At 65.5% G+C, this 23,935-nt stretch carries 24 protein-coding genes; 5 read left to right on the forward strand and 19 right to left on the reverse strand.

Annotated features, from left to right (window positions below; all coding sequences use genetic code 11):
• Positions 1-19: 19 nt before the first annotated feature.
• The 5 genes from QHG62_RS05195 (at position 20) to QHG62_RS05215 (ending at position 4,704) form a co-directional block, all read left to right on the forward strand.
• The gene (locus QHG62_RS05195) at positions 20-811 is read left to right on the forward strand and encodes an FAD binding domain-containing protein (RefSeq protein ID WP_281149784.1); all 792 of its coding nucleotides are present in this window, start codon (positions 20-22) and stop codon (positions 809-811) included.
• 64 nt (positions 812-875) lie between these two features.
• Positions 876-1,778, forward strand: coding sequence for an AAA family ATPase (locus QHG62_RS05200; protein WP_281149785.1), 903 nt, complete (start codon positions 876-878; stop codon positions 1,776-1,778).
• 25 nt (positions 1,779-1,803) lie between these two features.
• Positions 1,804-3,018 (forward strand): vWA domain-containing protein, encoded by a 1,215-nt coding sequence (locus QHG62_RS05205; RefSeq protein WP_281149786.1) that lies wholly within the window; start codon positions 1,804-1,806, stop codon positions 3,016-3,018.
• 31 nt (positions 3,019-3,049) lie between these two features.
• Positions 3,050-3,658, forward strand: coding sequence for a CoxG family protein (locus tag QHG62_RS05210; RefSeq protein WP_281149787.1), 609 nt, complete (start codon positions 3,050-3,052; stop codon positions 3,656-3,658).
• 14 nt (positions 3,659-3,672) lie between these two features.
• Positions 3,673-4,704, forward strand: a complete 1,032-nt coding sequence (locus QHG62_RS05215) for an XdhC family protein (RefSeq protein WP_281149788.1) — start codon at positions 3,673-3,675, stop codon at positions 4,702-4,704.
• Between the two features lie 30 nt (positions 4,705-4,734).
• Here QHG62_RS05215 and mnhG read toward each other — a convergent pair whose 3' ends face one another.
• The 19 genes from mnhG to serC form a co-directional block, all read right to left on the reverse strand.
• Complete coding sequence (gene mnhG / locus QHG62_RS05220; protein WP_281149790.1) at positions 4,735-5,100, reverse strand: monovalent cation/H(+) antiporter subunit G; 366 nt, start codon at positions 5,098-5,100, stop codon at positions 4,735-4,737.
• Positions 5,097-5,375, reverse strand: a complete 279-nt coding sequence (locus QHG62_RS05225; RefSeq protein WP_281149791.1) for a K+/H+ antiporter subunit F — start codon at positions 5,373-5,375, stop codon at positions 5,097-5,099. The genes mnhG and QHG62_RS05225 overlap by 4 nt, the downstream gene beginning before the upstream one ends.
• Positions 5,372-5,863, reverse strand: a complete 492-nt coding sequence (locus tag QHG62_RS05230) for a Na+/H+ antiporter subunit E (RefSeq protein ID WP_281151509.1) — start codon at positions 5,861-5,863, stop codon at positions 5,372-5,374. Before QHG62_RS05230 ends, QHG62_RS05225 begins: the two co-directional genes overlap by 4 nt.
• On the reverse strand, positions 5,863-7,566 hold the full coding sequence (locus QHG62_RS05235) for a monovalent cation/H+ antiporter subunit D (RefSeq protein ID WP_281149792.1): 1,704 nt from the start codon (positions 7,564-7,566) through the stop codon (positions 5,863-5,865). Before QHG62_RS05235 ends, QHG62_RS05230 begins: the two co-directional genes overlap by 1 nt.
• Positions 7,563-7,916 carry a Na+/H+ antiporter subunit C gene (locus QHG62_RS05240; RefSeq protein WP_281149793.1) on the reverse strand — a complete coding sequence of 118 codons (354 nt, stop codon included), beginning with the start codon at positions 7,914-7,916 and terminating at the stop codon, positions 7,563-7,565. Before QHG62_RS05240 ends, QHG62_RS05235 begins: the two co-directional genes overlap by 4 nt.
• Positions 7,916-10,858, reverse strand: coding sequence for a monovalent cation/H+ antiporter subunit A (locus tag QHG62_RS05245; protein ID WP_281149794.1), 2,943 nt, complete (start codon positions 10,856-10,858; stop codon positions 7,916-7,918). The genes QHG62_RS05240 and QHG62_RS05245 overlap by 1 nt, the downstream gene beginning before the upstream one ends.
• Positions 10,859-10,941: 83 nt before the next feature.
• Positions 10,942-11,319: a fluoride efflux transporter CrcB gene (gene crcB, locus QHG62_RS05250; RefSeq protein ID WP_281149795.1), complete on the reverse strand. Its 378-nt coding sequence runs from the start codon at positions 11,317-11,319 to the stop codon at positions 10,942-10,944.
• Positions 11,320-11,350: 31 nt separating this feature from the next.
• Positions 11,351-12,652, reverse strand: coding sequence for a TRAP transporter large permease (locus QHG62_RS05255; RefSeq protein ID WP_281149796.1), 1,302 nt, complete (start codon positions 12,650-12,652; stop codon positions 11,351-11,353).
• Entirely contained in the window at positions 12,645-13,154 is a 510-nt protein-coding gene (locus QHG62_RS05260; RefSeq protein WP_281149797.1) for a TRAP transporter small permease, read from the reverse strand. Before QHG62_RS05260 ends, QHG62_RS05255 begins: the two co-directional genes overlap by 8 nt.
• A gap of 21 nt (positions 13,155-13,175) precedes the next feature.
• Complete coding sequence (locus tag QHG62_RS05265) at positions 13,176-14,144, reverse strand: TRAP transporter substrate-binding protein (protein WP_281149799.1); 969 nt, start codon at positions 14,142-14,144, stop codon at positions 13,176-13,178.
• Positions 14,145-14,352: 208 nt separating this feature from the next.
• Positions 14,353-14,721: a ComEA family DNA-binding protein gene (locus tag QHG62_RS05270; protein WP_281149800.1), complete on the reverse strand. Its 369-nt coding sequence runs from the start codon at positions 14,719-14,721 to the stop codon at positions 14,353-14,355.
• Between the two features lie 147 nt (positions 14,722-14,868).
• The gene (gene lapB / locus QHG62_RS05275) at positions 14,869-16,047 is read right to left on the reverse strand and encodes a lipopolysaccharide assembly protein LapB (RefSeq protein ID WP_281149801.1); all 1,179 of its coding nucleotides are present in this window, start codon (positions 16,045-16,047) and stop codon (positions 14,869-14,871) included.
• Positions 16,037-16,378 carry a LapA family protein gene (locus QHG62_RS05280; RefSeq protein ID WP_281151511.1) on the reverse strand — a complete coding sequence of 114 codons (342 nt, stop codon included), beginning with the start codon at positions 16,376-16,378 and terminating at the stop codon, positions 16,037-16,039. Before QHG62_RS05280 ends, lapB begins: the two co-directional genes overlap by 11 nt.
• Positions 16,379-16,427: 49 nt before the next feature.
• Positions 16,428-16,754 (reverse strand): integration host factor subunit beta, encoded by a 327-nt coding sequence (locus tag QHG62_RS05285; RefSeq protein WP_281149802.1) that lies wholly within the window; start codon positions 16,752-16,754, stop codon positions 16,428-16,430.
• Positions 16,755-16,826: 72 nt separating this feature from the next.
• On the reverse strand, positions 16,827-18,515 hold the full coding sequence (gene rpsA / locus QHG62_RS05290; RefSeq protein WP_281149803.1) for a 30S ribosomal protein S1: 1,689 nt from the start codon (positions 18,513-18,515) through the stop codon (positions 16,827-16,829).
• 229 nt (positions 18,516-18,744) lie between these two features.
• Positions 18,745-20,757 (reverse strand): bifunctional 3-phosphoshikimate 1-carboxyvinyltransferase/cytidylate kinase, encoded by a 2,013-nt coding sequence (locus QHG62_RS05295; RefSeq protein ID WP_281149804.1) that lies wholly within the window; start codon positions 20,755-20,757, stop codon positions 18,745-18,747.
• Between the two features lies 1 nt (position 20,758).
• On the reverse strand, positions 20,759-21,640 hold the full coding sequence (locus tag QHG62_RS05300) for a prephenate dehydrogenase (protein WP_281149805.1): 882 nt from the start codon (positions 21,638-21,640) through the stop codon (positions 20,759-20,761).
• Between the two features lie 14 nt (positions 21,641-21,654).
• Complete coding sequence (gene pheA, locus QHG62_RS05305; protein ID WP_157613000.1) at positions 21,655-22,776, reverse strand: prephenate dehydratase; 1,122 nt, start codon at positions 22,774-22,776, stop codon at positions 21,655-21,657.
• Between the two features lie 24 nt (positions 22,777-22,800).
• On the reverse strand, positions 22,801-23,934 hold the full coding sequence (gene serC, locus QHG62_RS05310; RefSeq protein ID WP_281149806.1) for a 3-phosphoserine/phosphohydroxythreonine transaminase: 1,134 nt from the start codon (positions 23,932-23,934) through the stop codon (positions 22,801-22,803).
• Position 23,935 lies beyond the last annotated feature (1 nt).

The following is a 23,935-nucleotide window of genomic DNA, read 5'->3' on the forward strand; positions in this document are numbered from 1 at the left end:
TCAAAGAAGGAATCACACCATGTACGCCTTCACACTCGAACGGCCCTCCACCGTGGCCGATGCGGCCAAGCTGGTGACCGCCGGCGGCAAACCACTGGCCGGCGGCCAGACGCTGCTCGCCTCCATGAAGCTCAGGCTTTCGGCGCCCGAGCGGCTGGTGGACCTTGGCGGGGTCAAGGAACTCACCGGCATCAAGAAAGACGGCAACGCAATCACCATCGGCGCCATGTCGCGCCACCTGGACGTGGCCAACAATCCCGACGTGAAAGCCGCGTTCCCTGCACTGGCCGACCTGGCCTCGCGCATCGGCGACCGGCAGGTGCGTGCGATGGGCACCATCGGCGGATCGGTGGCCAACAACGACCCCGCGGCTTGCTACCCCAGTGCGGTGCTCGGCTCCGGCGCAACGGTCGTCACCTCGAAGCGCGAGATCGCGGCGGACGACTTCTTTCTGGGGCTTTTCACCACGGCGCTGGAAGAAGACGAGCTGATCACCTCGATCCGGTTCCCTGTTCCCAAGCGCGCCGTGTACGAAAAGCTGCGCCAGAAGGCGTCGCACTTTCCGCTGGTCGGCGTGTTCCTGGCGCAGTACGACAGCGGCGTGCGGGTTGCCATTACCGGTGCGGGCAACGGCGTGTTCCGCCATGCGGGGCTCGAAGATGCGCTCAACAAGAGCTTTACGGCCGCCGCCGCGGCAGCCGTGAAGATCGATGCCAGCGACCTCAACGGCGACCTGCATGCTTCTGCCGCGTATCGCGCCAACCTGATCAGCGTGCTCACGCAGCGCGCCGTGGCCAAGGCGCTGGGCTGAAGCAGCCGCGCGAGAGAGAAACGGAAGGCGCGGCGACATCTCGCGTCTTCCGCTACGCTTTGCCATGATCTTCCCGACCATCGATTCCCTTGCGGACGGCTTGATGCAGGCCGGCTACTTTGCCGACCGCCGTCTGGCGACAGCCGTGTTTCTTGCGCTCAAGCTGCAGCGCCCGCTGCTGCTCGAGGGTGAGCCCGGCGTCGGCAAGACCGAGCTCGCCAAGGCGCTGTCGACCGCGCTCGGCCGCGAGCTGCTGCGGCTGCAGTGCTACGACGGGTTGGAGCAGCGCGAAGCGCTTTATGAATGGAACTACGCCGCGCAACTGCTGCACATGCGCGCGGCCGAAGCCACCGGCGCCGCGCGCGACGTCGAGGCCGAGGTCTACCAGCCGCACTACCTGATTCGCCGCCCGCTGCTGCAGGCGCTGCAAACGCCGGCGCCCGGCGCCGTGCTGCTGATCGACGAGGTGGACCGCGCCGACGAACCCTTCGAGGCCTTCCTGCTCGAATATCTTGGCGAGTACCAGGTCAGCATTCCCGAACTGGGCACGGTGCGCGCGGTGGTGCCGCCGGTCACCATTCTTACGAGCAACCGCACGCGCGAGCTCAACGATGCGGTCAAGCGGCGCTGCCTTTATCACTGGCTCGACTACCCTGAGCGCGAACGCGAACTGGCCATTGTGCGGGCCCAGGTGCCGGAGGCCGGCGAGAAGCTCTCGGCGCAGGTGGCCGCCTTTGTCGCGCGGTTGCGCGATGCGCCCTTCGTCAACGCGTTCCAGCGTGCGCCCGGTATCGCCGAAAGTGTCGAATGGGCCAGGGCGCTGATTGCGCTCGATACGGTCGAGCTCGACCCAGAGGTGGTGGTCGACACCGCGGGCATTCTCTTCAAGCAACGCGACGACGTGGCCGCACTTACGCACGAGTTGGCGTCCGATCTGCTGAAGCCAGAGGAGCCGGCCGCGCCCTGAGCGCCGCTCGCCAAGGCCGCCCGCAATGACCGGTATCCAGCAACTCGGCGATGTACGCAGCGGCAAGCTGGCCGGCAACATCACGGCGTTTGGCCGCGCGCTGCGCCGTGCCGGTGTACGCACCGATGCGATGCGAATCTCCCTCGCTGCCGAAGCCGCCACGCTGGTGGGCGTCGAAAGCCGGCTCGACCTGAGCGCCGCGATGGAAGCCGTGATGGTGAGCCGCGAGCAAGACCGCATGGTGTTTCGCGAACTGTTCGATGCGTGGTTTCGCGACCCCGAACTGGCCAACAAGCTGCTCGCGCAGATGCTGCCGAGCGCCGAGGGCAGGGCCGAGCCTTCCAAGCGCCGCCCACGCGTTCGCGAGGCGCTGACGGCGCCGCGCGACCCGGCCAAGCCCGCGGTGGCTGCCAAGCCCGACAAGGAGGTCGAGTTCGATGCGGCCATGACATCGAGCGACCGCCAGCGCCTGCAGCACGCGGACTTCAACGCGCTCGGCGCTTCGGAATACCGGCTGGTCGAACGCCTTGCGCGCGATATTTCCTTGCCTATCCCTTCGCTGCCGTCGCGCCGGTTGCGTGCTGCCAACGATGCGGGCTCGCAGCATGCGCGCATGCACTGGCCCGGTGTGTTGCACGAGGCGGCGCGCACGGGCGGCGAAATACTGCGCCTGCCCAAGCTCAGCCGCCGCGAGCAGCCGTTGCCGCTGTTGGTGCTGGTCGATGTGTCGGGCTCGATGGAGCGCTATGCGCGCCTGCTGCTCGCGTTTCTGCATGCAGCCACCCGCCGTGCCGGACGGCGGGATGTGTTCGCATTCGGTACCGGGCTGACGGACCTGACACCGGCCTTCCGGCTGGCCGACACCGACGCCATGCTGGGCACTGCGAGCCTTGCCATCGACGATTTCGCGGGCGGCACGCGGCTGGGCGGTTCGCTGGCCGAACTGCGCCGTGCGCATGCGCGCCGGCTCACCGGGCGCCGTACGCTGGTGCTTGTGATCAGCGACGGGCTCGATACCGGCGAGCCGGCACTGCTGGAAAGCGAGCTGCTCTGGCTCAAGCGCCATTCGCGCCGGCTGCTGTGGCTCAATCCGCTGCTGCGCTTCGAAGGCTACGCCCCTTTGGCGCGTGGGGCCGGCGTGCTGCACCGGCATGCAGACGCGATGCTGGCAGTCCACAATCTCAGTGCTCTTGAACAGTTGGCCGCCAGCCTCGCGGCCTTGATGCGGTCCGGCCGCTAAAGCCCTACGGCAAACAAAAAAGGAATCCACCATGGAAATGCTCGGCAACCGCCGCCTCGGCATCACGCAGCAGCAGGCGTGGGAAGCGCTGAACGACCCCGAGACGCTCAAGAAGTGCATTCCCGGCTGCGACAAGTTCGAGCTGACGGGCGACAACCAGTACAGCGTGGCGCTGGCCGTCAAGATCGGCCCTGTGTCCGCCAAGTTCAACGGCAAGGTGATGCTGTCGGACATTGTCGCGCCCGACGGCTACAAGCTCACCTTCGAAGGGCAGGGCGGCGTTGCGGGCTTTGCCAAGGGATCGTCCAGCGTGACGCTCAGGCCGCTGGATGGCGCTGCCGCCGAGCCGGCGCCTGCCGGTTGCGAACTCGACTACACCGTGCAGGCGCAGGTCGGCGGCAAGATCGCCCAACTCGGGCAGCGCCTGATCGACGGCGCCGCCAAGTCGACCGCGGACGACTTTTTCAAGCGCTTCGAAGCCGAGATGCAGAGCCGCTACGGACCGCCTCCAGCCGCGGCCGTTGAAGGGGCCGAAGCGCCCGCGGAAAAGACCGGCGTCATGTCCGGTTTCATGAAGAAGATGGGCCTCGGCAAGAAGGACGACAAGGACGCGTCCGCCGCGCCGGGCAACGAAAGCTGAGGGCTGGCGAGGCTATGGAAAATCTAGACGTCATGGTGCTGCGCACGCTGCGCGACTGGCGCCAGGCCGGCAAGCGTGCATTGCTGACCACGGTGGTGCGCACCTGGGGCTCGTCGCCGCGGCCGGTCGGCTCGATCATGGCCCTGGCGGATGACGGCGCGGTGGTGGGTTCGGTTTCGGGCGGCTGTATCGAGGACGACCTGATCGCCCGCTACAGCCATGCCCATGCGAATAACGGCCACGGCGAACTAGTGCCCCTGGGTGCACCGCCCAAGCTCGTGAAGTACGGCATCACGGCGGACGAGGCGCATCGCTTCGGCTTGCCCTGCGGCGGTACGCTGGAGCTGCTGCTCGAATACGACCCCGACGCCACCTTGCTTGCCAAGCTGGTGGCCGAGCTCGAGCAAGGCAAGCTCATGCAGCGCACGGTCACGCTCGCAACCGGTGCGGTGCGGCTGAATGAAGCCAAGGCGCCGGACGAACTCAAGGTAAACGACGCCGAGCTCACCAACACCTTCGGACCCGAGTACCGCATGCTGCTCATCGGCGCGGGCCAGTTGGCCGAATACCTGGCAACGATGGCCAAGTTCAGCGGCTTTGCCGTGACGCTGTGCGACCCGCGCGCGGAGTACCGCACCGCATGGTCGTTGCCGGGCGTAGAAATTACCACCGAGATGCCCGACGATGCCGTGCTGGCCTTCAGGCCAGACCGGCGCAGTTGCGTGGTTGCGCTTACGCACGACCCGAAGCTCGACGACCTGGCATTGCTCGAAGCCCTGCAGAGCGAGGCCTTCTACGTAGGCGCCATCGGCTCGCGCCGCAATGCCGATGCGCGGCGCGACCGCATGATCGAGCACTTCGACCAGACGGCCGAATCGCTCGCGCGACTGCGCGGCCCCATCGGCATCTACATCGGCAGCAAGACGCCGCCGGAAATCGCCGTGAGCGTGATGGCGGAAATACTCGCGGTGAAGAACGGCGTGACGCTGCCGCGCGAAATGGAAGTGGCGCGTGCCAAGGGCCTGCAGCAGCTTGCGATGAGCTGAGGCGCGGGGCGCTTTCTTCCTCTGTCCAGTTCAGTTCAAAGCGGCTGATTTTGCCGCCGGCGGCACGTCGCCGCCCTTTTGCCGCTCGCGAAAGAGCGCCGCGCGCATCAGGAAGATGGTGGTGATGGGCGCCGTGAGCGCAATGAACAGAACGATCAGCACGGCGTGCAGGAACAGGTTGTAACCCTGCACCGAGAAATACACGATCGTGGCGATGGTCATGCACCACACACCTGCCGTGGCGCCGAGCGTCGGCGCATGAATGCGGCGGAAGAAGGTGGGCAGGCGCACGAGGCCGAAGGAACCGATGGCGGCGAAGGCTGCGCCGAGCACCGCAAAAACGGCAGTGACGATTTCGGCCCACAGCGGCAGCGGCCCAATGATGAAGTCGCTCATTCAATCACCTCCCCGCGCAAGAGAAACTTGGCCATGGCCGTCGACCCGACAAAGCCGAACAGCGCCGTGAGCATGGCGGCTTCGAAGTACACATTGCTCGCGTAGACGATGCCGAGCACGAGCATCATCAGCATGCCGTTGATGTAGAGGCAGTCCAGCGCCATCACGCGGTCTTGCGCGGTGGGCCCGACCAGGAGCCGGGCCACGGCGCAGAGCATGGCCACGGCCAGCAGCAGGAGTGCCAGCCTCAAGGCCCAGAAGAGTACAGGCGTCATGATTCGAAGATCTCCATCAAGGGGTGTTCGTAGCGCTGCTTGATCATGGCGACGAAGGCGGCTTCGTCCTCGACATCGAACACGTGGATCAGCAGCACGCTGCTGTCGAACGAGATTTCGCCCCAGGCGGTGCCGGGCGTGAGGCACATGATCATGGCGAGCACCGCAAGCCCGTTCGGGTCGCGCAGCTCGAGCGGCACGTTCACGAACTTCGATTCGATGCGCGAGGTGCGGCGCGTGAGCAGCCGGCGCGCCACGAAGAGCGCGGATTGCAGCATGTCGGCCAAGGCCCGCCCGGTGAGCCCCAAGGCTACCCAGGGCTTGCGCATTCGTACGGCAGCGGGGCGAAGGCTCTTGGTCAGCAGCGGCACTGCAACGGCCAGCACCGCAGCCGATACCAGCGTGGTGGCATCCAGCGACTGGTTGAGCAAGAGCCATACGACGAACAGCGCAATCGACAGCGGCGGCGAAGGAATCCAGCGCTTCATCATGGTGCCGCCACCTTCTTGGGCGCCACCGGGTTGGGCACTTGCCGTGCATTGAGTACGGCACTGCGGTATGCGGTGGGCGTGCGCAGCCCCTCTGCGGTGATGAGGGCATGGCGCATCACGGGGCCGGCCCACACCGTCAATGCCACGCAGGCCGCGAGCAGGCCGGCCACGGGCAGCACTTCGAGAGCGGGCAGCGCGGGCATGGTGGGATGCGGCTGCGTCCAGAAATGGCGGATGCCGGTGCGGCTCAGCGCAATCAGCGCCAGGAAGCCCGAGGCGATCAGCAGCGCCAGGAAGATCCATGCGGGCGTCGAGGTGCCGCTGGTCACGAAGGCGCCGGACAGCATCGCAAACTTGCCGACAAAGCCGGAGAACGGCGGCAGGCCCGCAAGCAGCAAGGTGCAGCCGATGAAGCTCAGGCCGAGAAACGCAACGCCGGCGGGAATGGCACGGCCATAGAGCGCCTGTGCCTCGTCGTCGAGGTTCACGTCGTCGAGCACGCGCAGGTCTTCCGCAAGGAAGGGCGCATTGCCTGCGGCCTCATGCGGCGCAACGCTCATGCCGGCGTTGCGCCAGCGTTCGATCATGTCGATCAGCAGGAAGAAGGCGCTGACTGCCAGCGTGGAACTCAGCAGGTAGTAGAGGGCCCCCGCCCACACGGCGGGTTCGCCAAGGCCTATGGCGGCAAGCAGCGTGCCGGCCGACACCAGCACGCTGAAGCCTGCCAGATTGGAGAGCCGCTGCGTGCCGACGATGCCCATGGCACCCGCGAACAGCGTGGCCAGGCCGATGGCGATGAGCGCCGACTGGCCGAACGCGGCCGAGGCGCCGGCATCCGGTGCAAAGAGCAGGGTCCACAAGCGCAGCAGCGTGTAGATGCCGAGCTTGGTCAGCAGCGCGAAGACGGCACCCACCGGCGACACCGCCGCGCTATAGGCCGGCACCAGCCAGAAGTTGAGCGGCCATGCGCCCGCCTTGGCGAAAAATGCCGTCGCGAGTATGGCGGCGGCCGCATGCACCAGGCCGCGATCGGCCGGCGCGAGCTCGGCGATGCGCACGCTCAGGTCGGCCATGTTGAGCGTGCCCGTTACGCCGTAAAGCAGCGCCGCACCGATGAGGAACAAAGACGAAGCGGCCAGGTTGATGGCGATGTAATGCAAGCCCGCCTGCACACGAAGCCGGCCGGAGCCGTGCAGCAGCAGGCCGTAGGAAGCAGCGAGCATCACCTCGAAGAAGACGAACAGGTTGAACAGGTCGCCGGTGAGAAAGGCGCCGTTCAGGCCCATGAGCTGCAGCTGCAGCAGCGGGTGGAAATGCACGCCCGCCCGGTCCCAGCGCGAGGTGGAATAGATCGAGGCCGCAAAGGCGACCACGCCCGTGAGCGCCACCATCATGGTCGACAGGCGGTCCGCCACCAGCACAATGCCGAAGGGCGCCTGCCAGTTGCCCGGCAGGTAGACGCCGATGGAGCCAGGGCCGTCGCCCGTATCGGGTGCGTTCACCCAGCGCAGCAGCGCCAGTGCCGCGAGCAGGCCGACCAGCCCCGAGACCACGCTCAAGGCCGACTTGGCGCGGCGACGGTTTTCGCCAAGCAGCAGCATCAATGCCGCGGTGAGCAAGGGCACGAGGATCGGCACGGCCACCAGGTGCGGCATGCTGAAGTCGAGCAGGCGGTCGAGCAGTTGAACCGGTTCCATCATTCGGCCGCCTCCTGCCGCTCTTCACCGTCCACGTGGTCAGTACCTGCGAGCCCTCGCGAGGCCAGCAGCACCACGAGGAACAGCGCTGTCATCGCAAAGCCGATCACGATGGCCGTCAGCACCAGCGCCTGCGGCATCGGGTCGGCTGTGTTGGCCAGCGTCGACGCGATGCCCTTGACCAGCACGGGCTCGCTGTCGAGCTTGAGCCGCCCCATGCTGAAGATGAAGAGGTTGACCGCGTACGAGATGAGCGTGAGGCCCATGATCACCTGGAATGTGCGGGGGCGCAGCAGCAGGTACACGCCCGAGCCGGTGAGCACGCCGATGGCGAGTGCGAGCACGATTTCCATCAGTGCACCCCCTCCACGGCTTCGGACTGGGCCTGTGCTTCTTTTTCGGCCTGCTCGTCGGCCCAGCGGTGGCTGCGTATCGACTGGTGGGCCAGCGCGGTAAGGATGAGCATGGTGGCGCCGAGCACCAGCGCGAACACGCCAATGTCGAAGAAGAGCGCACTCGGCACATGCAGCTCGCCCAGCACCGGAAGATGCACGTGGGCCGTGTGCGTGGTCATGAACGGATAGCCGAACATCACCGCGCCGCTGCCCGTCACCAGCGCCAGCAGCAGGCCGACGGCGATCCAGCGGCGCGGATAGATGCGCAGGTGTTCTTCCACCCATTCGGTGCCCGAGACGATGAACTGCAGCAGCAGCGCCACCGACATCACCAGCCCCGCGACGAAGCCGCCACCGGGTGAGTTGTGGCCGCGCATGAAGAAATAGACCGCGACCAGCACCGCGAGCGGCAGCAGCAGCCGCACGAGCACGGCTGGCACCATGAGGTAGCCGACGGCAGTGTCCTTGGCGAGGCGTGGGTTCAGCAGGTCGCTGCTGCCGTCGTCGGCCTGTGCGCGCTGCTGCACCGGCAGGGCCATCGATTCGCGCGCCGGACGAAAGCGGCGCAGCAGTGCATACACGGTGAGCGCCACCACGCCGAGCACCGTGATTTCGCCGAAGGTGTCGAAAGCGCGGAAGTCGACCAGCATCACGTTGACCACGTTGGTGCCGCCGCCTTCGGAGAGTGCGTGCTCCAGGAAGAATGGCGAGATGCTCTGCGGAAACGGCCGCGTCATCATCACCCAGGCCAATGCCGACATGCCGCCGCCCACGGCAGCCGCCACCAGCAGGTCGCGCCCGCGCCGGCCCCAGGGGCGCAGCCTGGCGCGCGCGGGCTGGATCGCGTCCTTGCTGCGCATCGGCAGCCAGCGAAGCCCCAGCAGGATCAGCACGGTGGTGACGGCTTCGACCACGAGTTGCGTCAGCGCCAGGTCGGGCGCCGAGAACCAGATGTAGGTGACCGAGCACACGAGGCCCGCGCCCGATGCCAACATCAGCGCGGCGAGCCTGTGGAACTTGGCCTGCCATGCCGCGGCCAGCGCACAGACGCCGCCGATGATCCAGGTCATCGCGAACATCGTCGAAAAAGGCAGCAGCTCGCGGCTGCCGCGCGCCACGGGCGCGGTCCAGAGCGAAACCGCGGCGCCCGCGGCGGCCACTGCAATCAGCAGCAGCAACTGCGTTTGCAGGCGGCGGGTGCCCAACACGCGTCGGCTGCGCCGGCCGGCTTCGCTGAGCTGCGCGAGCAGGTGTTCGAAGATCACCTGCCCGTCGAAGCGGTGCAGCAGCGGCGTGTGCGCCAGGTCGCCGCGTGCGCGGCGGCGGCGCTGCGAAAGGTAAAGGGCCATGCCGCCGGCCAGCGCCACGAAGCTCATGGCCAGCGGCAGGTTGAAGCCGTGCCACACGGCCAGGCTGTATTGGGGCAGCACGCCGCCGACCACCGGGGTTGCGGCAGCGGCCAGCAGCGGGCCGATGGACCAGGCCGGCGCGACGCCGACCACCAGGCACACCAGCACCAGCAGCTCGACCGGCACGCGCATCCAGTGCGGTGGCTCGTGCGGCTGCCGCGGCACGTCGGGCCCGCAGGGTGGCCCGAAGAACACGTCGAACACGAAGCGCGCCGAATAGGCCACGCTGAAAATGCCGGCCACCGTGGCAATGATCGGGAGGCTCACGTTGATCCAGGGCGTGGCCTGGATGAACACCGTCTCTGCGAAGAACATTTCCTTCGAGAGAAAGCCGTTGAGCAGCGGCACGCCGGCCATCGAGGCGCTTGCGATGACTGCCAGCGTGCCCGTGATGGGCATCAGCCGCATCAGGCCGCTGAGCTTGCGGATGTCTCGCGTGCCGCTCTCGTGGTCGATGATGCCGGCCGCCATGAAGAGCGAGGCCTTGAAGGTCGCGTGGTTCATGACGTGGAACACAGCCGCCACGGCCGCCAGCGGGCTGTTGAGGCCGAGCAGCAGCGTGATGAGCCCGAGGTGCGAGATGGTCGAGTACGCCAGCAATGCCTTCAGGTCGCGCTGGAACATGGCGACGAAGCCGCCGAGCAGCAGCGTGATTGCGCCCGCGCCGCCCACCAGCCAGAACCACAGCTCGGTGCCAGAGAGCACCGGCCACAGCCGCGCCATCAGGAACACGCCGAGCTTCACCATGGTGGCCGAATGCAGGTAGGCCGAAACCGGCGTGGGCGCCGCCATGGCGCGCGGCAACCAGAAGTGAAACGGGAACTGCGCGCTCTTGGTAAAGGCGCCGAGAAGTATCAGCACCAGCGCGGCAGGGTAGAGCGCGTGTGCGCGAATCTCGTTGCCTGACGCAAGCACCACGTCGAGCTCGTAGCTGCCTGCAATGCGGCCCAGCACCAGCACGCCGGCCAGCAGGCAGAGGCCGCCTGCACCGGTGACGGTGAGCGCCATGCGCGCGCCGCGCCGTGCATCGCGCCGGTGATGCCAATAGCCGATCAGCAGAAACGAGAACAGGCTGGTGAGCTCCCAGAACAGGACCAGCTGGATCAGGTTGCCGGAGAGCACCACGCCCATCATCGCGCCCATGAACGCGAGAAAGAACGAGAAGAAGCGCGGCACCGGGTCGGACGCAGACATGTAGTAGCGCGCATAGAGCACCACCAGCGCGCCGATGCCGAGCACCAGCATGCAGAACAGCCAGGCAAAGCCGTCCATGCGAAACACGAGGTTGAGCCCGAGCTCAGGCAGCCACGCGATCTCCTGGCGCAGCACGTTGCCGTGTGCAATTTGCGGAAAAAACCATGCGGCCTGCACCGCGCAGCCCAGCGCGACGAGCCCTGCCAACGTCGATTCCCGGTTGCGCGCGTTCGACGGCATCAACGCGGCCAGCACGCTGGCAATGAAGGGAAGTGCGACGAGATAGACCAGGGGCATTGCGATCGATTCTATCGACCGGCCCTCTGGAGGGACCTTCTGGAAACCCGGGACCTCCGCGCGTTTTTAAGCGCGGCGCGGCGTCAGGCGGCCAGGGCCTGAACGCTGCGTATGCCAAGCCAGGTAAAGAACAGCGAACCGCCCAGATGCGCTGTTGCCGTGAGCAGGGCCACACCCAACCGGCCTTCGAGGAGCATGGCCACGACTTCGGCCGAAAAGCTGGAGAACGTTGTAAGCCCGCCGAGGAAGCCGGTCACCAGCGCCAGCCGCCAGACGGGATCGAGATCGGGCAGCAACTGGAACGAGGCAATGGCCACGCCGATGAGATAGCCCCCGATCAGGTTGGCGGCCAGGGTGCCCCACGGCATGAGCCCCCCGGCCCCGAACCAGAGCGCGAGACCCCAGCGCGCCAGTGCGCCGGCAGAGGCGCCAACGCAGATGGCGAGAATCGGAAACAGCATCGGGTCTATTGTCGGGGACGCTCGTCCCTGTTCATGGCGCCATTTGCTGAGGCAGCCAGGTGACCAGCTGCGGCACGAAGTAGATGATGAGCACGGCCGCCACCATCAGGAAGAACATCGGCAGCGTGACGCGGGCAATGTAGAGCAGGTCTCTTCCCGTCATGCCCTGCAGCACGAAGAGGTTGAAGCCCACCGGCGGCGTGATCTGCGCCATCTCGACCACCAGCACGACGAAGATGCCGAACCAGATCGGGTCGATGCCGGCCGATGTGACGGTCGGCATGATGACGCCCATGGTGAGCACCACCATCGAGATGCCGTCGAGAAAGCAGCCCAGCACGACATAGAAAACCGCGAGCATCACGATCAGCTGGAACTTCGAGAGCCCGAGCGAACCGATCCACTCGGCGAGGTGCCGCGGCAGGCCGATGTAGCCCATGGCGAGCGTGAGAAAGGCCGCACCCGCGAGGATCAGCGCCATCATGCAATAGAGCCGCGTGGCACCGAGCAGCGCCTCCTTGAAGCTGTGCCAACTGAGCGAGCCCTGAGCGGCCGAGATGATCATGGCGCCCACGACACCCACGGCCGCCGCCTCGGTGGCAGTGGCAATGCCCGCGTAGATGGAGCCGAGCACCGACAGGATCAGCAGCGCGACCGGAATCAGCGAAAGCGATGCCCGCAGTTTCTCGACAAAGGGCAGCTTGGCGTCGGCCGGCGGAATGCGGTCGGGATGGCGCAGCGACCAGAAAACGATGTACCCCGAGAACAGCAGCGCGAGCAGGATGCCGGGTATCACACCCGCGATGAACAGGCGCGCTATGGACACATCGGCGCTCACGCCGTAGACGATCATGATGATCGAAGGCGGGATCAGGAGGCCCAGCGTACCGGCTCCGGCCAGGGTACCGATGACCATGTCGTCGGGATAGCCGCGGCGCTTGAGCTCGGGCAGGCTCATCTTGCCGATGGTGGCGCAGGTGGCGGCGCTCGAGCCCGACACTGCCGCGAAAACCGCGCAGCCCACCACGTTGGTGTGCAGCAGCCTGCCCGGCAGGCTTTGCATCCACGGCGCAAGACCCTTGAACATGTCCTGCGAAAGCCGGGTGCGGAACAGGATCTCGCCCATCCATATGAACAGCGGCAACGCAGTGAGTGTCCAGCTCGAGGCCGAACCCCAGATGGTCACGGCCATGGCATCGCCCGCCGGGCGCGAGGAGAAAACCTGCATGGCGATCCACGCCACGCCGGAGAGCGTGAGACCGATCCACACGCCGCTGCCCAGGATCAGGAAGAGCGCGGCAATCAGCAGTCCCGCAACGGCAATGTCACTCATGGCGCAGTGCCTCCGTTCCGATCGGCTTGGCCGGTCTTCCGCGCCACTCGATCACGAATTCGTCGAAAGCCGCGATGGCGAACACCAGCGCACCGACCGCCATCGAGAGTTGCGGCAGCCACAGCGGGGTGGCGTCGTTGCCGGTTGAAATATCGTGGAAGTCGTAGGACTGGTAAACCAGGCGCGCGCTGTACCAAGCGAACAGCAGCGCAAGCAGCGCGCCCGCGCCCATGGCCCAGCGTTCGAGCCAGCGCTGCCCGGCGGGTGGCAGGTTCTGCAGCACCAGGGTCACGCGAATATGTTCGCCGCGCTTGAGCGTGTGCGCGAGCGCAAGAAAACCGGCGCCGGCCATCAGGTAACCCGCGTACGCATCGATGCCCGGAATGTTGAAGTGAAGCTGCCGGCCGATGATGGAGAGCAGCACCATCACCAGCAGGCCGATCATGAAAAGCGCCGCCAGGGCGGCGGCGCTGTCGTAGAGAAAATCAAGCGTCTTGCGCATCGGGTGCTGTTCGGCGTGGCGTCACATCTTCTTGTAGGCGTCGACCACTGTCTGGCCGTCGGGGCCCGCCTTTTCGAGCCATTCCTTGAGCATGGTGTCGCCGACTTTCTTCATGTCTGCCTTGAGTGCGGCGGAAGGCACATGAACCGTCATCCCGTTCTTCTTGAGCAGGTCGAGGTATTCGATGTTCTTCTTCTTCGAAATGTCCCAGCCACGCTTCTCGGCATCGGCGGCCGCCTTCAATACGGCGTCCTGGGTGGGCTTGTCGAGGGCATCGAAGGCCTTCTTGTTCATGAGCAGCGCATTCTTCGGCAGCCAGGCCTGGGTGTCGTAGAAGTTCTTGATGTATTCGTAGGTCTTGGTGTCATAGCCGGTCGAGCCGGACGACATGTAGGACTCGATCACGCCGGTGGCCATGGCTTGCGACAGTTCGGCCTGCTGCACGGTGACCGGCTGTGCGCCGACGAGCTCGCCGATGCGCGCGGTAGCGGGGCTGTAGGCGCGCCACTTCACGCCCTTGAGGTCGGCGGCCGAGGCGATTTCTTTTTTCACGAAGATGCCCTGCGGCGGCCAGGCCACCGCGTAGAGCAGCACGATGCCTTGTTCGGCCAGCTTCTTCTCGAGCACGGGTTTCTGTGCCTGATACAGCTTCCAGGCGGCGTCGTAGCTGTCGGCCAGAAACGGGATGCCGTCGGCACCGAACATCTGCCATTCGTTCTGGTAGTTGACCAGCAGGATCTCGCCGAGTTGCGCCTGGCCTCCTTGGACCGCGCGCTTGATTTCAGGCGCCTTGAACAGCGAGGCGTTGGCGTGCACCGTGATCTTGAGCTTGCCGCCGCTGGCCTTTTCGACATCGCTGGCGAACTGCACGTTGTTTTCGGTGTGGAAGTTGCTCGCCGGGTAGGCGGTGGGCAGATCCCACTTGGTTTGCGCAAAGGCTGCGGCGCCAAGGGTGAGACCAGCGAGGGCAATACCGAACTTGTGATTCATGAGCGCTCCGGAACGTATGAAAGTGAAAACGAAAGCGAGCATACGTGCAAATTCCGGGCCATACGCTGAGGCATTTCCCTGCCACGCGACCGCGTGATAGCCGCGTTCGACACCCAATTCGTCTTTGGCGGCGGGCGCAAAAAAGCCGCCTTGCCGGCGGCTTCGTTCATCGCATTGCAAGGGGCCGCAAGCGGACCCCGGAGCGCGATCAGGGCTTGGTGGCGGGCTTCGTATCGGCTGCGGTTGCCTTCACGGGCTTGGCTGCCGTATCGGCCTTCGCGGCCTTGGCCGTGGCCGGCGCGCTTGCCTGGCCGGCGAAAGCCTGGCCGTTGACCGTGAGGCCTTCGGCCGACAGCTTGGCCGCCTTCTTTTCTTTCACGCCCTTGATGCGTTGCATGAAGTCGGGCCAATCCTTGAACTCGCCTTCCTTGCGGGCGTCCAGGATGCGCTTGGACATTGAGGGGCCCACGCCCTTGATGCCATCGAGATCGGCCGCAGTGCCCTTGTTGACGTCGACGGCGGCGAACGAAGCAACCGCAACCAGCATGGCCATGGCGGCCAGGATTTTCTTGAACATGATCGAACTCCCTGAATTGTTGATTTGACTGTTTGCCGACGGAGGTGCCGGCTCGCGTTCAACGAGTGCAGGGAAGAGGGCGTTGACGGCTTTGCGCGCGGCAAGGCCCCAGGTGACCATTGTTCCGAAACATGTTCGGAACGTTGCTCAGAGTTCTTCGACGCGGCGCGGCGGATAGCTGTCCCAGGCCTGGCAGCCGGGGCAGTGCCAGAAGTACTGGTGCGCCTCGAAGCCGCATGCCGCACAGCGGTAGCGCATGAGCGGACGGGTGGCCTGGTCGAGCGCGCGCTGCACTTGCGGATGGAACTGCTCGTGCTCGAAACGCTCGCCGGCCAGCCAGCGCGAGGCGGCGACCAAAGAAGGCTGCTGGGCGAGATGCGCGATGTAGCCGTCGCGCGGCGCGAGCGGCTGGCCGTCGGCGGCTGGAACGGCCGCAGTCGGCGAACCGCCGAGCGCCATCAGGGCCTCGAGCACGTCGATCGACGGCGAATCGGCATACCGGCGTTGCAGCAGCGCGAGCGCTTCGCCCTCGCGGTGCGCGGCAACTGCAGCTTGCTGCAGTGCGGAGGCATACAGCGGCAGCGCGAGCGGTGCGGTGTCGCTCAGTGCAAGAAGGGTGTCGAACGCCGCGGTTGCTTCGCCGCTGCGCAGCTGCAGCGTGGCCGAATCGATGGCCGGGCGCGGGGCCTGCGGAGCCAGCGCCACCGCCTCGGACAGCAGCCTGCCGGCCGCGGCCAGGTCGCCAGCTGCCACCTGTTCGGCGGCTTGCTCGCACAGATGGTGTGCCCGGCGCGTGCTGTAGCTCGCTTGGTCGGACTCATCGAGCTTCTGGGCCACGTCGGCGGCCTGGGTCCATTCGCGCGAGCGTTCGTAGATGGCCAGCAGCGCGAGCCGTGCTTCGTTCTCGTAGCGCGTGCCTTCGAGTTTTTGCAGCGCCGCCTCGGCGCGATCGAGCAGGCCGGCGCGCAGGAAGTCTTGCGCGAGGGCGTGCTGCGCACGCTCCCGGTCGGCACGGCTCAGGTCGCCGCGGCCCAGCAGGTGTTCGTGCACGCGCACGGCGCGCTGGTATTCGCCGCGCCGGCGAAACAGGTTGCCGAGCGCAAAGTGCAGCTCCTGCGTGTCGGGGTCGTTCTGCACAGCCTCGATGAAGGCATCGATGGCCTGGTCCTGCTGCTCGTTGAGCAGGAAGTTGAGGCCGCGGAAATAGGCTTTGGGGGCTTGCCTGTTCTCCAGCTTGAGTTGCCGGATGTCGAAGCGCGATGCGAGCCAACCCAGCACAAATGCGACGGGCAGGCTGATCAGCAGCCAGCTGGGATCAAAGTCCATGTTGACGTACGGCGGGAAGGTCGGTGGCGGAGATGGAAGGGGCGGCCGCGGGAGCGGTTGCTACTGCGGCCCCGGCCGTTGCAGGAGTCTGCTGCGGCGTAGCGGGTTGCTGGGCTGCTGCAGCGGCGCGGTGCTTCCACCATCCGGGCAGCATGCCGAGCGCACCCACCACCAGTCCACCGGCGAAGGCCGCAAGCACGACGAGCACCAACGGCGCGCGCCAATGGGTGCCGAAGAAAAAATAAACGGTCGCGTCGTGCTGGTTGTTCAGCGCGAAGGCGAAAAGCGTAAAAAAAATGGCTGCCTTGAGCAGCCACAGGAGGTATTTCATAGCCATTCCCGTTGCCGGGAGCATTCTACGTTTGCATCATCCATGCGGATCAGGCCTTGCTGCTCCTGGCTTGCTGGCTGCCGCCGAGTTCGGCGGTCTTTGCGTCGACCGCTTCGCGCAGCGCCTTGCCCGGCTTGAAATGCGGCACCCGTTTTTCGGGGATCTGAACGCTTTCGCCCGAACGCGGATTGCGGCCGATGCGCGGCGGACGCCGGCTGACCGAAAAGCTGCCGAAGCCGCGGATCTCGATGCGATGCCCGCGCACCAGCGCGTCGCTCATGGCGTCGAGGATGGTCTTGACGGCGTATTCGGCATCGCGGTGCGTCAGCTGCGCAAAGCGCGCTGCGAGTTCTTCGACGAGGTCAGAGCGGGTCATAGGCCAAACAAAAACGTGGACGAAAAAAAAGACAGAGCGGCCCCAGGGGCCTGCTCTGTCTTCTGGCTCAGCTTACTTGCTGTCGTTGTTGTCGAGCTTGGCGCGCAGCAGTGCGCCCAGGCTCGTCGTGCCCGCGTTTTCGCGTGCCGACTGCTGGCTGAGGTTGGCCATGGCGCCTTGTTCGTCGACCATGTCCTTCTGCTTGATCGACAGCTGGATGTTGCGGGTCTTGCGATCCACATTCAGCACGATGGCAGTGACTTCGTCGCCTTCCTTCAGCACGTTGCGGGCATCTTCGACGCGGTCGCGCGAGATTTCCGAAGCGCGCAGGTAGCCGAGGATGTCTTCGCCCAGGTCGATTTCAGCGCCGCGGGCGTCAACCGTCTTGACCTTGCCGGTCACGATCTGGCCCTTGTCGTTCACCGTGGTGAACGTGGTGAACGGATCGCTGTCGAGCTGCTTGATGCCGAGCGAGATGCGCTCGCGGTCGACGTCGACTGCCAGCACGATGGCTTCGACTTCCTGGCCCTTCTTGTAGTTGCGAACGGCGGTTTCGCCGGCTTCGTTCCACGAGAGGTCCGAGAGGTGAACCAAGCCGTCGATGCCGGCAGCCAGACCCACGAACACGCCGAAGTCGGTGATCGACTTGATCGGGCCCTTGACGCGGTCGCCGCGCTTGGTGTTTTGCGCGAACTCTTGCCATGGGTTGGCCTTGCACTGCTTCATGCCCAGGCTGATGCGGCGCTTGTCTTCGTCGATTTCGAGGACCATGACTTCGACTTCGTCGCCCAGCGAGACGATCTTGTTCGGAGCGATGTTCTTGTTGGTCCAGTCCATTTCGGAGACGTGCACCAGGCCTTCGATGCCGGGTTCGAGTTCGACGAACGCGCCGTAGTCGGCAATGTTCGTGACCTTGCCGAACAGGCGGGTCGATTGCGGGTAGCGGCGCGAAACGCCCATCCACGGGTCGTCGCCCATTTGCTTGAGACCCAGCGAGACACGGTTCTTCTCGGTGTCGAACTTGAGGATCTTGGCGGTGATTTCCTGGCCGGCCTGAACGACTTCGCTCGGGTGGCGGACGCGGCGCCATGCCATGTCGGTGATGTGCAGCAGGCCGTCGATGCCGCCGAGGTCGACGAATGCGCCGTATTCGGTGATGTTCTTGACGACACCGCGCACGACTGCGCCTTCCTTCAGGGTTTCCATCAGCTTGGCGCGTTCTTCGCCCATGCTGGCTTCGACCACGGCACGGCGCGACAGCACGACGTTATTGCGCTTGCGGTCGAGCTTGATGACCTTGAATTCGAGGGTCTTGTTCTCGTACGGGGTCAGGTCCTTGATGGGACGCGTGTCGATCAGCGAGCCGGGCAGGAATGCGCGGATGCCGTTGACGAGCACCGTGAGGCCGCCCTTGACCTTGCCGCTGGTGGTGCCGGTGACGAAGTCGCCGGATTCCAGGGCCTTCTCGAGCGCGAGCCACGAAGCCAGACGCTTGGCGGTGTCACGCGAGAGGATGGTGTCGCCGTAGCCGTTTTCAACGCTGCCGATGGCAACGGAAACGAAATCGCCGGCCTGGACTTCGAGCTCGCCCTTGTCGTTCTTGAACTCCTCGATCGGCACGTACGCTTCGGACTTGAGGCCGGCGTTGACGACGACGTGGTTGTGTTCGACACGCACGACTTCGGCCGTGATGACCTCGCCGGTGCGCATTTCGGAACGCTTCAGGGACTCTTCGAATAGGTCGGCAAAAGATTCAGACATTTATGGTTCCTTCCGTCAGGCAGGGTTGGCAGGCGCTCATGCGAAATTGCGTGCGGCTGCTGTGGGTCTGGAGACGGCGGTTTTGTGGGCGTGAGCCCGGGTTGGTTGAACAACCAGCAGGCCGGTGCGCTGTCGCGCGGAAGGAGCCTGCTGGAGCGGTATGCGCCTCTGGATATTCCGTCGGGCGCCGGCTTTTCAAGCGGACTTGAAAGGCCGTGCTTCAAACCGGTCAAGCGGACTTGAACGGTTGTTTTTCTTGCCACCAGTTCAACACCTGATCGATCGATTGCTCGATGGACAGCTGGGAGTTGTCGAGGTGGCGAGCATCCTGCGCCGGCTTGAGAGGTGCAACGCTGCGGGACGAGTCCCTGGCGTCGCGCGCTTCCAAGTCGGAGCGAAGACTGTCAAGTGTAGTTGAAATACCCTTTGAAATCAACTGCTTATGCCGGCGTTCAGCCCTCTGGGCGGCGCTCGCCGTCAGGAAGACCTTGAGCTCTGCATCCGGGAAGATCACGGTGCCCATGTCGCGGCCGTCGGCCACCAGGCCCGGAAGCTGCCTGAAGCTCTGCTGCAGGGTCAAAAGCGCCTCGCGCACCGCGGGAAGGGTCGAAACGCGGGAGGCATCCATGCCTGCGGCTTCGGTGCGGATTTCGTCGCTCACGTCTTGGCCGGCCAGCAGAACCTTGCCTTCGGCAAAGTGCAGGGGCAGGGTGCGTGCCATTTCGGCAATTTGCGCTTCGTGCTGCGGATCGGCGCTGAGACCGGCGCGCCGCATGGCCAGGCCGGTCACGCGATAGAGCGAGCCCGAATCCAGATAGTGGTAGCCGAGCAGGCGCGCCACCTCGGCCGCGAGCGTCCCCTTGCCCGAGGCGGTGGGGCCATCGATGCAGATAACGGGTATCCCGGCGGCCTCGGCGACCGAGAACAAGGTTTCGAAGTAGTCCGGGAAGGTCTTGGCGACGCAATGCGGTTCGAGAATGCGCACCGGCACCCGGGCCGGATTGAAGGCTGCGAGCGAGAAGCACATCGCCACGCGATGGTCGTCGTAGGTGCGGATGCTTGCGGGCCGCCAATCGGCCGGCGCGAGCGGGTACACCCTGATGAAATCGGGGCCGGATTCGACGGTGGCGCCGAGCTTTCCGAGCTCGTTGGCCATGGCATCGATCCGGTCGGTTTCCTTGACGCGCCAGCTGGCAATATTGCGCAAGGTGCTCGGGCCGTCGGCATAAAGTGCCATCACGGCCAGCGTCATTGCGGCATCGGGAATGTGGTTGGCATCGAGGTCGATGGCCTTGAGCGGCCAGGCGCCGCGGCGTACTTCGAGCCAGTTCGGGCCGCTGTCGACCTGCGCGCCCATTTGCCGGGCTGCGTCGATGAAGCGGATGTCGCCCTGGATCGAATCGGCGCCGACGCCTTCGATCCGGATGCCATTCTGGCTTGAACTTCCCGTGGCAATGGCTCCGAGTGCTATGAAATAGCTAGCGGAAGAGGCGTCGGCCTCGACATGGATGTCGTTTGGCGAGCTGTAGCTGCTGCCCGCCGGAATGGTGAAACGCTCCCAGCCGTCGCGCCGCACCGTGATGCCGAAGCGCGCGAGCAGGTTCAGCGTGATCTCGATGTACGGCTTGGAGATGAGCTCGCCCACCACCTCGATGACGATGTCCTTGCGGGCGGCAAGCGGCAGGGCGAGCAGCAGCGCCGTCAGGAACTGGCTCGACACGTCGCCGCGCACGCGAATGGGCGCATCAAGCACCAGCGCGCCGTGATCGACCGGGCTGATGCGCAGCGGCGGGTAGCCGGGATTGCCGAGATAGTCGATGCGGCAGCCGAGCTGGGTCAGCGCATCGACGAGATCGCCGATCGGCCGCTCATGCATGCGCGGAACGCCGCTCAGCTCGAAATCGCCGCCGAGCAGCGACAGTGCCGCCGTGAGCGGGCGCATCGCGGTGCCGGCATTGCCAAGGAAAAGCGGAAGCAGCTGGCCATTGGACTTCAGCTGCCCGCCGATGCCGGTGATGCGCAGCGTGCTGCCCGCGGCGTCGATGCCGCAGCCGAGCGCGCGCAACGCATCGAGCATCACGCGGGTGTCGTCGGAGTCGAGCAGGTCGTGGATGGTGGTGGTGCCGCTTGCGAGGGCGGCCAGCAACAGCACGCGGTTCGAAATGCTCTTGGAACCCGGCAACTGCACAGTGCCCGCGGCGCCCACCAGCGGCGGAATATCGAGGAAGGCCGTCGAGAACATGTCAGGAGTCCTGTGAGGCGTCGGTGTTGGGCTGCCAGGCGGCGCGCGCCTTCTGGGCGGCGGCAATCGATTGTTCCAGTGCCTGGGCGTCGGCCGCGCCCATCAGCGCCTCGAGGTCCAGCAATGCTTTGCGGAAAGCCTGCGATTGCAGCAGCACCTGCTCGCGGTTGGCGAGCAGCACGTCGCGCCACATCACAGGATCGCTGGCCGCGATACGTGAGAAATCCCGGAAGCCGGGTCCGGCCAGGCTCAGGAAGCGGTCGCCTTGCGGCTGGGCGATGAGGGCGTTGACGTAGGCAAAGGCCAGCAGGTGCGGTAGATGGCTCACGGCCGCGAAGGCGCTGTCGTGCTCTTCGTGCGTCATGGTGACCACGTTGGCGCCGATGCCGCTCCAGAGCTGCGAGGCACGCTGCACGTTGGAGCGCAGCGTGGTCTTGACGGGAGTCAGCACGACCTTGCGGCCGGAATAGAGCGAAGCCTCGGCATGTTCGATGCCCGATACCTCCTTGCCGGCGATCGGGTGAGCCGGAACGAAGTTGGCAAACTGGCTTTGCAGGCCGTTGCGCGCGGCTTCGATCACGTCGCCCTTGGTCGAGCCCACGTCCATGACGAGCGTGTCGCTCGAAATGCCGTGGCGAATGGCCCTGAAGGTGGCTTCCGAAGCCGCCACGGGCACCGCGAGCAGCACAAGGTCTGCACCCGAAACCGCGAGCAGCGCGGAGGGCGCCACCACGTCGATCACGCCGAGCTGGCGCGCCCGCTCGGTGGTGGACGGCGACTTGCTGTAGCCGACCACGCGTTTCACAAGCTTTGCGCGCTTGAGTGCAAGCGCAAAGGAGCCGCCCATGAGGCCGCAGCCGATCAATCCCAATTGCTCGAACATGATGCGTGTCCGGCTCAGGCTTTGACGGGGTAGGCGCCAAGCACCTTGTAGAACGCGCAGAGGCCGCGGAGCTCTGCCAGTGCCGCAGCCACGTTGGGCTGCGAAGGGTGGCCGTCGAGGTCGATGTAGAAGTAGTACTCCCACTGTCCGGTGCGCGCGGGGCGCGACTCGAAACGGGTCATCGACACGTTGTTGAGCTTCAGCGGGACCAGCAGGTCATGCACGGCGCCGGGGCGGTTGGGCACGGAAACGATCAGGCTCGTGCAATCGCGCCCCGATGCCGGCGGCATGGCCAGCGTTTGCGGCAGGCAGATCACGGAGAAACGGGTACGGTTGTACGAGTCGTCCTGGATGGCGTGCGCAACGATGTGCAGCCCGAAGCGGGTGGCGGCGCGTTCGCCGGCCAGCGCGGCCCAGGCCGGGTTGGTGGCCGCGAGCCGCGCGCCTTCGGCATTGCTTGAAACAGCGCGCCGCTCGGCGTTGGGCAGGTGCTTCGAAAGCCAGGTCTGGCACTGTGCAAGCGCTTGCGGATGGGCGAGCACCGCCTCAACGCCGTCGAGCGTGTTGCTGCTGCGCAAAAGATGGTGCCGCACCAGCAGGCTGACTTCGCCGACCACGTGGGTGGGCGAATGAAGGAACAGATCGAGCGAACGCGTGACCACGCCTTCGGTCGAATTTTCGACGCCCACCACGCCATATTGGGCGCTGCCGGCTGCCGTGGCATGAAACACCTCGTCGAAGCTGGCGCAATAAATGAGGTCGGCGGCGCCGCCGAAGTATTCGATGGCGGCCTGCTCGCAGAAAGTGCCCTCGGGGCCGAGCACGGCAACGCGCTGGGGCGACTCGAGCGCCAGGCAGGCCGACATGATCTCGCGCCAGATGGCCGCCACATGCAGGTCCTTGAGCGGGCCTGCATTGCTCTTTTGCATCTTCTCGATGACTTGCGCCACGCGATCGGGGCGGAAAAACGGCGTGCCTTCGCGCTTCTTGACCTCGCCGACCAGCTCTGCCACGTGGGCCCGCTCATTGAGCAGGCTGAGCAGTTGCTGGTCGAGCGAATCGATCTGCACGCGCAGACCGGCAAGGCTTTCGGAGTTGTCGGGAGAAGAGGGCGGTGTTGGAGCGGAGGCGGTCATCGGTGCGAGCAGCTGGGCATGCGCCTAGGCATGCGATCGCTCGAATTCTCGCATGTAGCTCACAAGTGCCTGTACGCCTTCCAGCGGCATGGCGTTGTAGATGCTCGCGCGCATGCCGCCGACCGACTTGTGGCCCTTGAGCTGCAGCAGGCCGGCTTCCCGGGCGCCGGCCAGGAACGCATCGTTGCGGCTTTCGTCGGCGAGGAAGAAAGGCACGTTCATGCGCGAGCGGCAGCTCGGGTCGATCTTGTTCACATAGAACGAAGAGGCGTCGATGAACCCGTACAGCAGGTTCGCCTTCGCGATGTTGCGCTGCTCGATGGCGGCCACGCCGGTGAGCGCGCCTTCGGTCTGCTGCAGCAGCCACTGGAACGTGAGCCCGGCCATGTAGATGCCCCACGTCGGCGGGGTGTTGTACATGGACTTGTTGTCGGCCACGATCTTGTAGTTGAACGCGCTCGGGCAGATTTCGAGCGCATGGCCGAGCAGGTCGTCGCGCACGATCACGAGCGTGAGGCCGGCCGGCCCCAGGTTCTTTTGCGCACCGCCGAATGCAAGGCCCACGCGGCTCCAATCGACGCTGCGCGAAGCCACGTGCGACGAGAAGTCGATGACCAATGGCGCGGTGCTGCCAAGGGCCGCGAGGTCGGGCAGTTGCTGGAATTCGATGCCGTTGATGGTCTCGTTGGTGCACAGGTGCACGTACGAGGCATCTTGGCTCAGTTGCCAGCTCGAAGGATCTGGCAGCCTGGTGTGATGGTCGCCGGCGTTGCTTGCGGCGACGTGCGCAGTGCAATAACGCTGCGCTTCTTTCTGGGACTTGATGCTCCAGCTGCCGGTGATGACGAAGTCGGCGGTTTTGCCGCGCGACAGGTTCATCGGCACGATGGCGTTTTCGCCCAGCCCGCCACCCTGCATGAACAGGATGTGGAAATGCTCGGGCACAGCCAGCAGCGCGCGGATGTCGGCTTCGGCCTGGTTGCAGATTGCGCCGAACTCCTTGCCGCGATGGCTCATTTCCATCACGCTCATTCCGCTGCCCTGCCAGTCGAGCATTTCGGAGGCGGCGCGTTGAAGCACCGCCTCCGGCATGGCGGCCGGACCTGCGGAAAAATTGAATGGACGCGTGCCGACTGGCTGGGGCTGCTGCTGAGTCACG

The organism is Variovorax paradoxus, assembly GCF_029919115.1.
Classification (GTDB): domain Bacteria; phylum Pseudomonadota; class Gammaproteobacteria; order Burkholderiales; family Burkholderiaceae_C; genus Variovorax; species Variovorax paradoxus_O.

What these genes read in the sequence shown, in the direction of transcription:
- QHG62_RS05195 (WP_281149784.1), top strand. Translation starts at nt 20, where the DNA reads ATGTACGCCTTCACACTCGAACGGCCCTCCACCGTGGCCGATGCGGCC.
- QHG62_RS05200 (WP_281149785.1), top strand. Translation starts at nt 876, where the DNA reads ATGATCTTCCCGACCATCGATTCCCTTGCGGACGGCTTGATGCAGGCC.
- QHG62_RS05205 (WP_281149786.1), top strand. Translation starts at nt 1,804, where the DNA reads ATGACCGGTATCCAGCAACTCGGCGATGTACGCAGCGGCAAGCTGGCC.
- QHG62_RS05210 (WP_281149787.1), top strand. Translation starts at nt 3,050, where the DNA reads ATGGAAATGCTCGGCAACCGCCGCCTCGGCATCACGCAGCAGCAGGCG.
- QHG62_RS05215 (WP_281149788.1), top strand. Translation starts at nt 3,673, where the DNA reads ATGGAAAATCTAGACGTCATGGTGCTGCGCACGCTGCGCGACTGGCGC.
- mnhG (WP_281149790.1), bottom strand. Translation starts at nt 5,100, where the DNA reads ATGAGCGACTTCATCATTGGGCCGCTGCCGCTGTGGGCCGAAATCGTC.
- QHG62_RS05225 (WP_281149791.1), bottom strand. Translation starts at nt 5,375, where the DNA reads ATGACGCCTGTACTCTTCTGGGCCTTGAGGCTGGCACTCCTGCTGCTG.
- QHG62_RS05230 (WP_281151509.1), bottom strand. Translation starts at nt 5,863, where the DNA reads ATGAAGCGCTGGATTCCTTCGCCGCCGCTGTCGATTGCGCTGTTCGTC.
- QHG62_RS05235 (WP_281149792.1), bottom strand. Translation starts at nt 7,566, where the DNA reads ATGATGGAACCGGTTCAACTGCTCGACCGCCTGCTCGACTTCAGCATG.
- QHG62_RS05240 (WP_281149793.1), bottom strand. Translation starts at nt 7,916, where the DNA reads ATGGAAATCGTGCTCGCACTCGCCATCGGCGTGCTCACCGGCTCGGGC.
- QHG62_RS05245 (WP_281149794.1), bottom strand. Translation starts at nt 10,858, where the DNA reads ATGCCCCTGGTCTATCTCGTCGCACTTCCCTTCATTGCCAGCGTGCTG.
- crcB (WP_281149795.1), bottom strand. Translation starts at nt 11,319, where the DNA reads ATGCTGTTTCCGATTCTCGCCATCTGCGTTGGCGCCTCTGCCGGCGCA.
- QHG62_RS05255 (WP_281149796.1), bottom strand. Translation starts at nt 12,652, where the DNA reads ATGAGTGACATTGCCGTTGCGGGACTGCTGATTGCCGCGCTCTTCCTG.
- QHG62_RS05260 (WP_281149797.1), bottom strand. Translation starts at nt 13,154, where the DNA reads ATGCGCAAGACGCTTGATTTTCTCTACGACAGCGCCGCCGCCCTGGCG.
- QHG62_RS05265 (WP_281149799.1), bottom strand. Translation starts at nt 14,144, where the DNA reads ATGAATCACAAGTTCGGTATTGCCCTCGCTGGTCTCACCCTTGGCGCC.
- QHG62_RS05270 (WP_281149800.1), bottom strand. Translation starts at nt 14,721, where the DNA reads ATGTTCAAGAAAATCCTGGCCGCCATGGCCATGCTGGTTGCGGTTGCT.
- lapB (WP_281149801.1), bottom strand. Translation starts at nt 16,047, where the DNA reads ATGGACTTTGATCCCAGCTGGCTGCTGATCAGCCTGCCCGTCGCATTT.
- QHG62_RS05280 (WP_281151511.1), bottom strand. Translation starts at nt 16,378, where the DNA reads ATGAAATACCTCCTGTGGCTGCTCAAGGCAGCCATTTTTTTTACGCTT.
- QHG62_RS05285 (WP_281149802.1), bottom strand. Translation starts at nt 16,754, where the DNA reads ATGACCCGCTCTGACCTCGTCGAAGAACTCGCAGCGCGCTTTGCGCAG.
- rpsA (WP_281149803.1), bottom strand. Translation starts at nt 18,515, where the DNA reads ATGTCTGAATCTTTTGCCGACCTATTCGAAGAGTCCCTGAAGCGTTCC.
- QHG62_RS05295 (WP_281149804.1), bottom strand. Translation starts at nt 20,757, where the DNA reads ATGTTCTCGACGGCCTTCCTCGATATTCCGCCGCTGGTGGGCGCCGCG.
- QHG62_RS05300 (WP_281149805.1), bottom strand. Translation starts at nt 21,640, where the DNA reads ATGTTCGAGCAATTGGGATTGATCGGCTGCGGCCTCATGGGCGGCTCC.
- pheA (WP_157613000.1), bottom strand. Translation starts at nt 22,776, where the DNA reads ATGACCGCCTCCGCTCCAACACCGCCCTCTTCTCCCGACAACTCCGAA.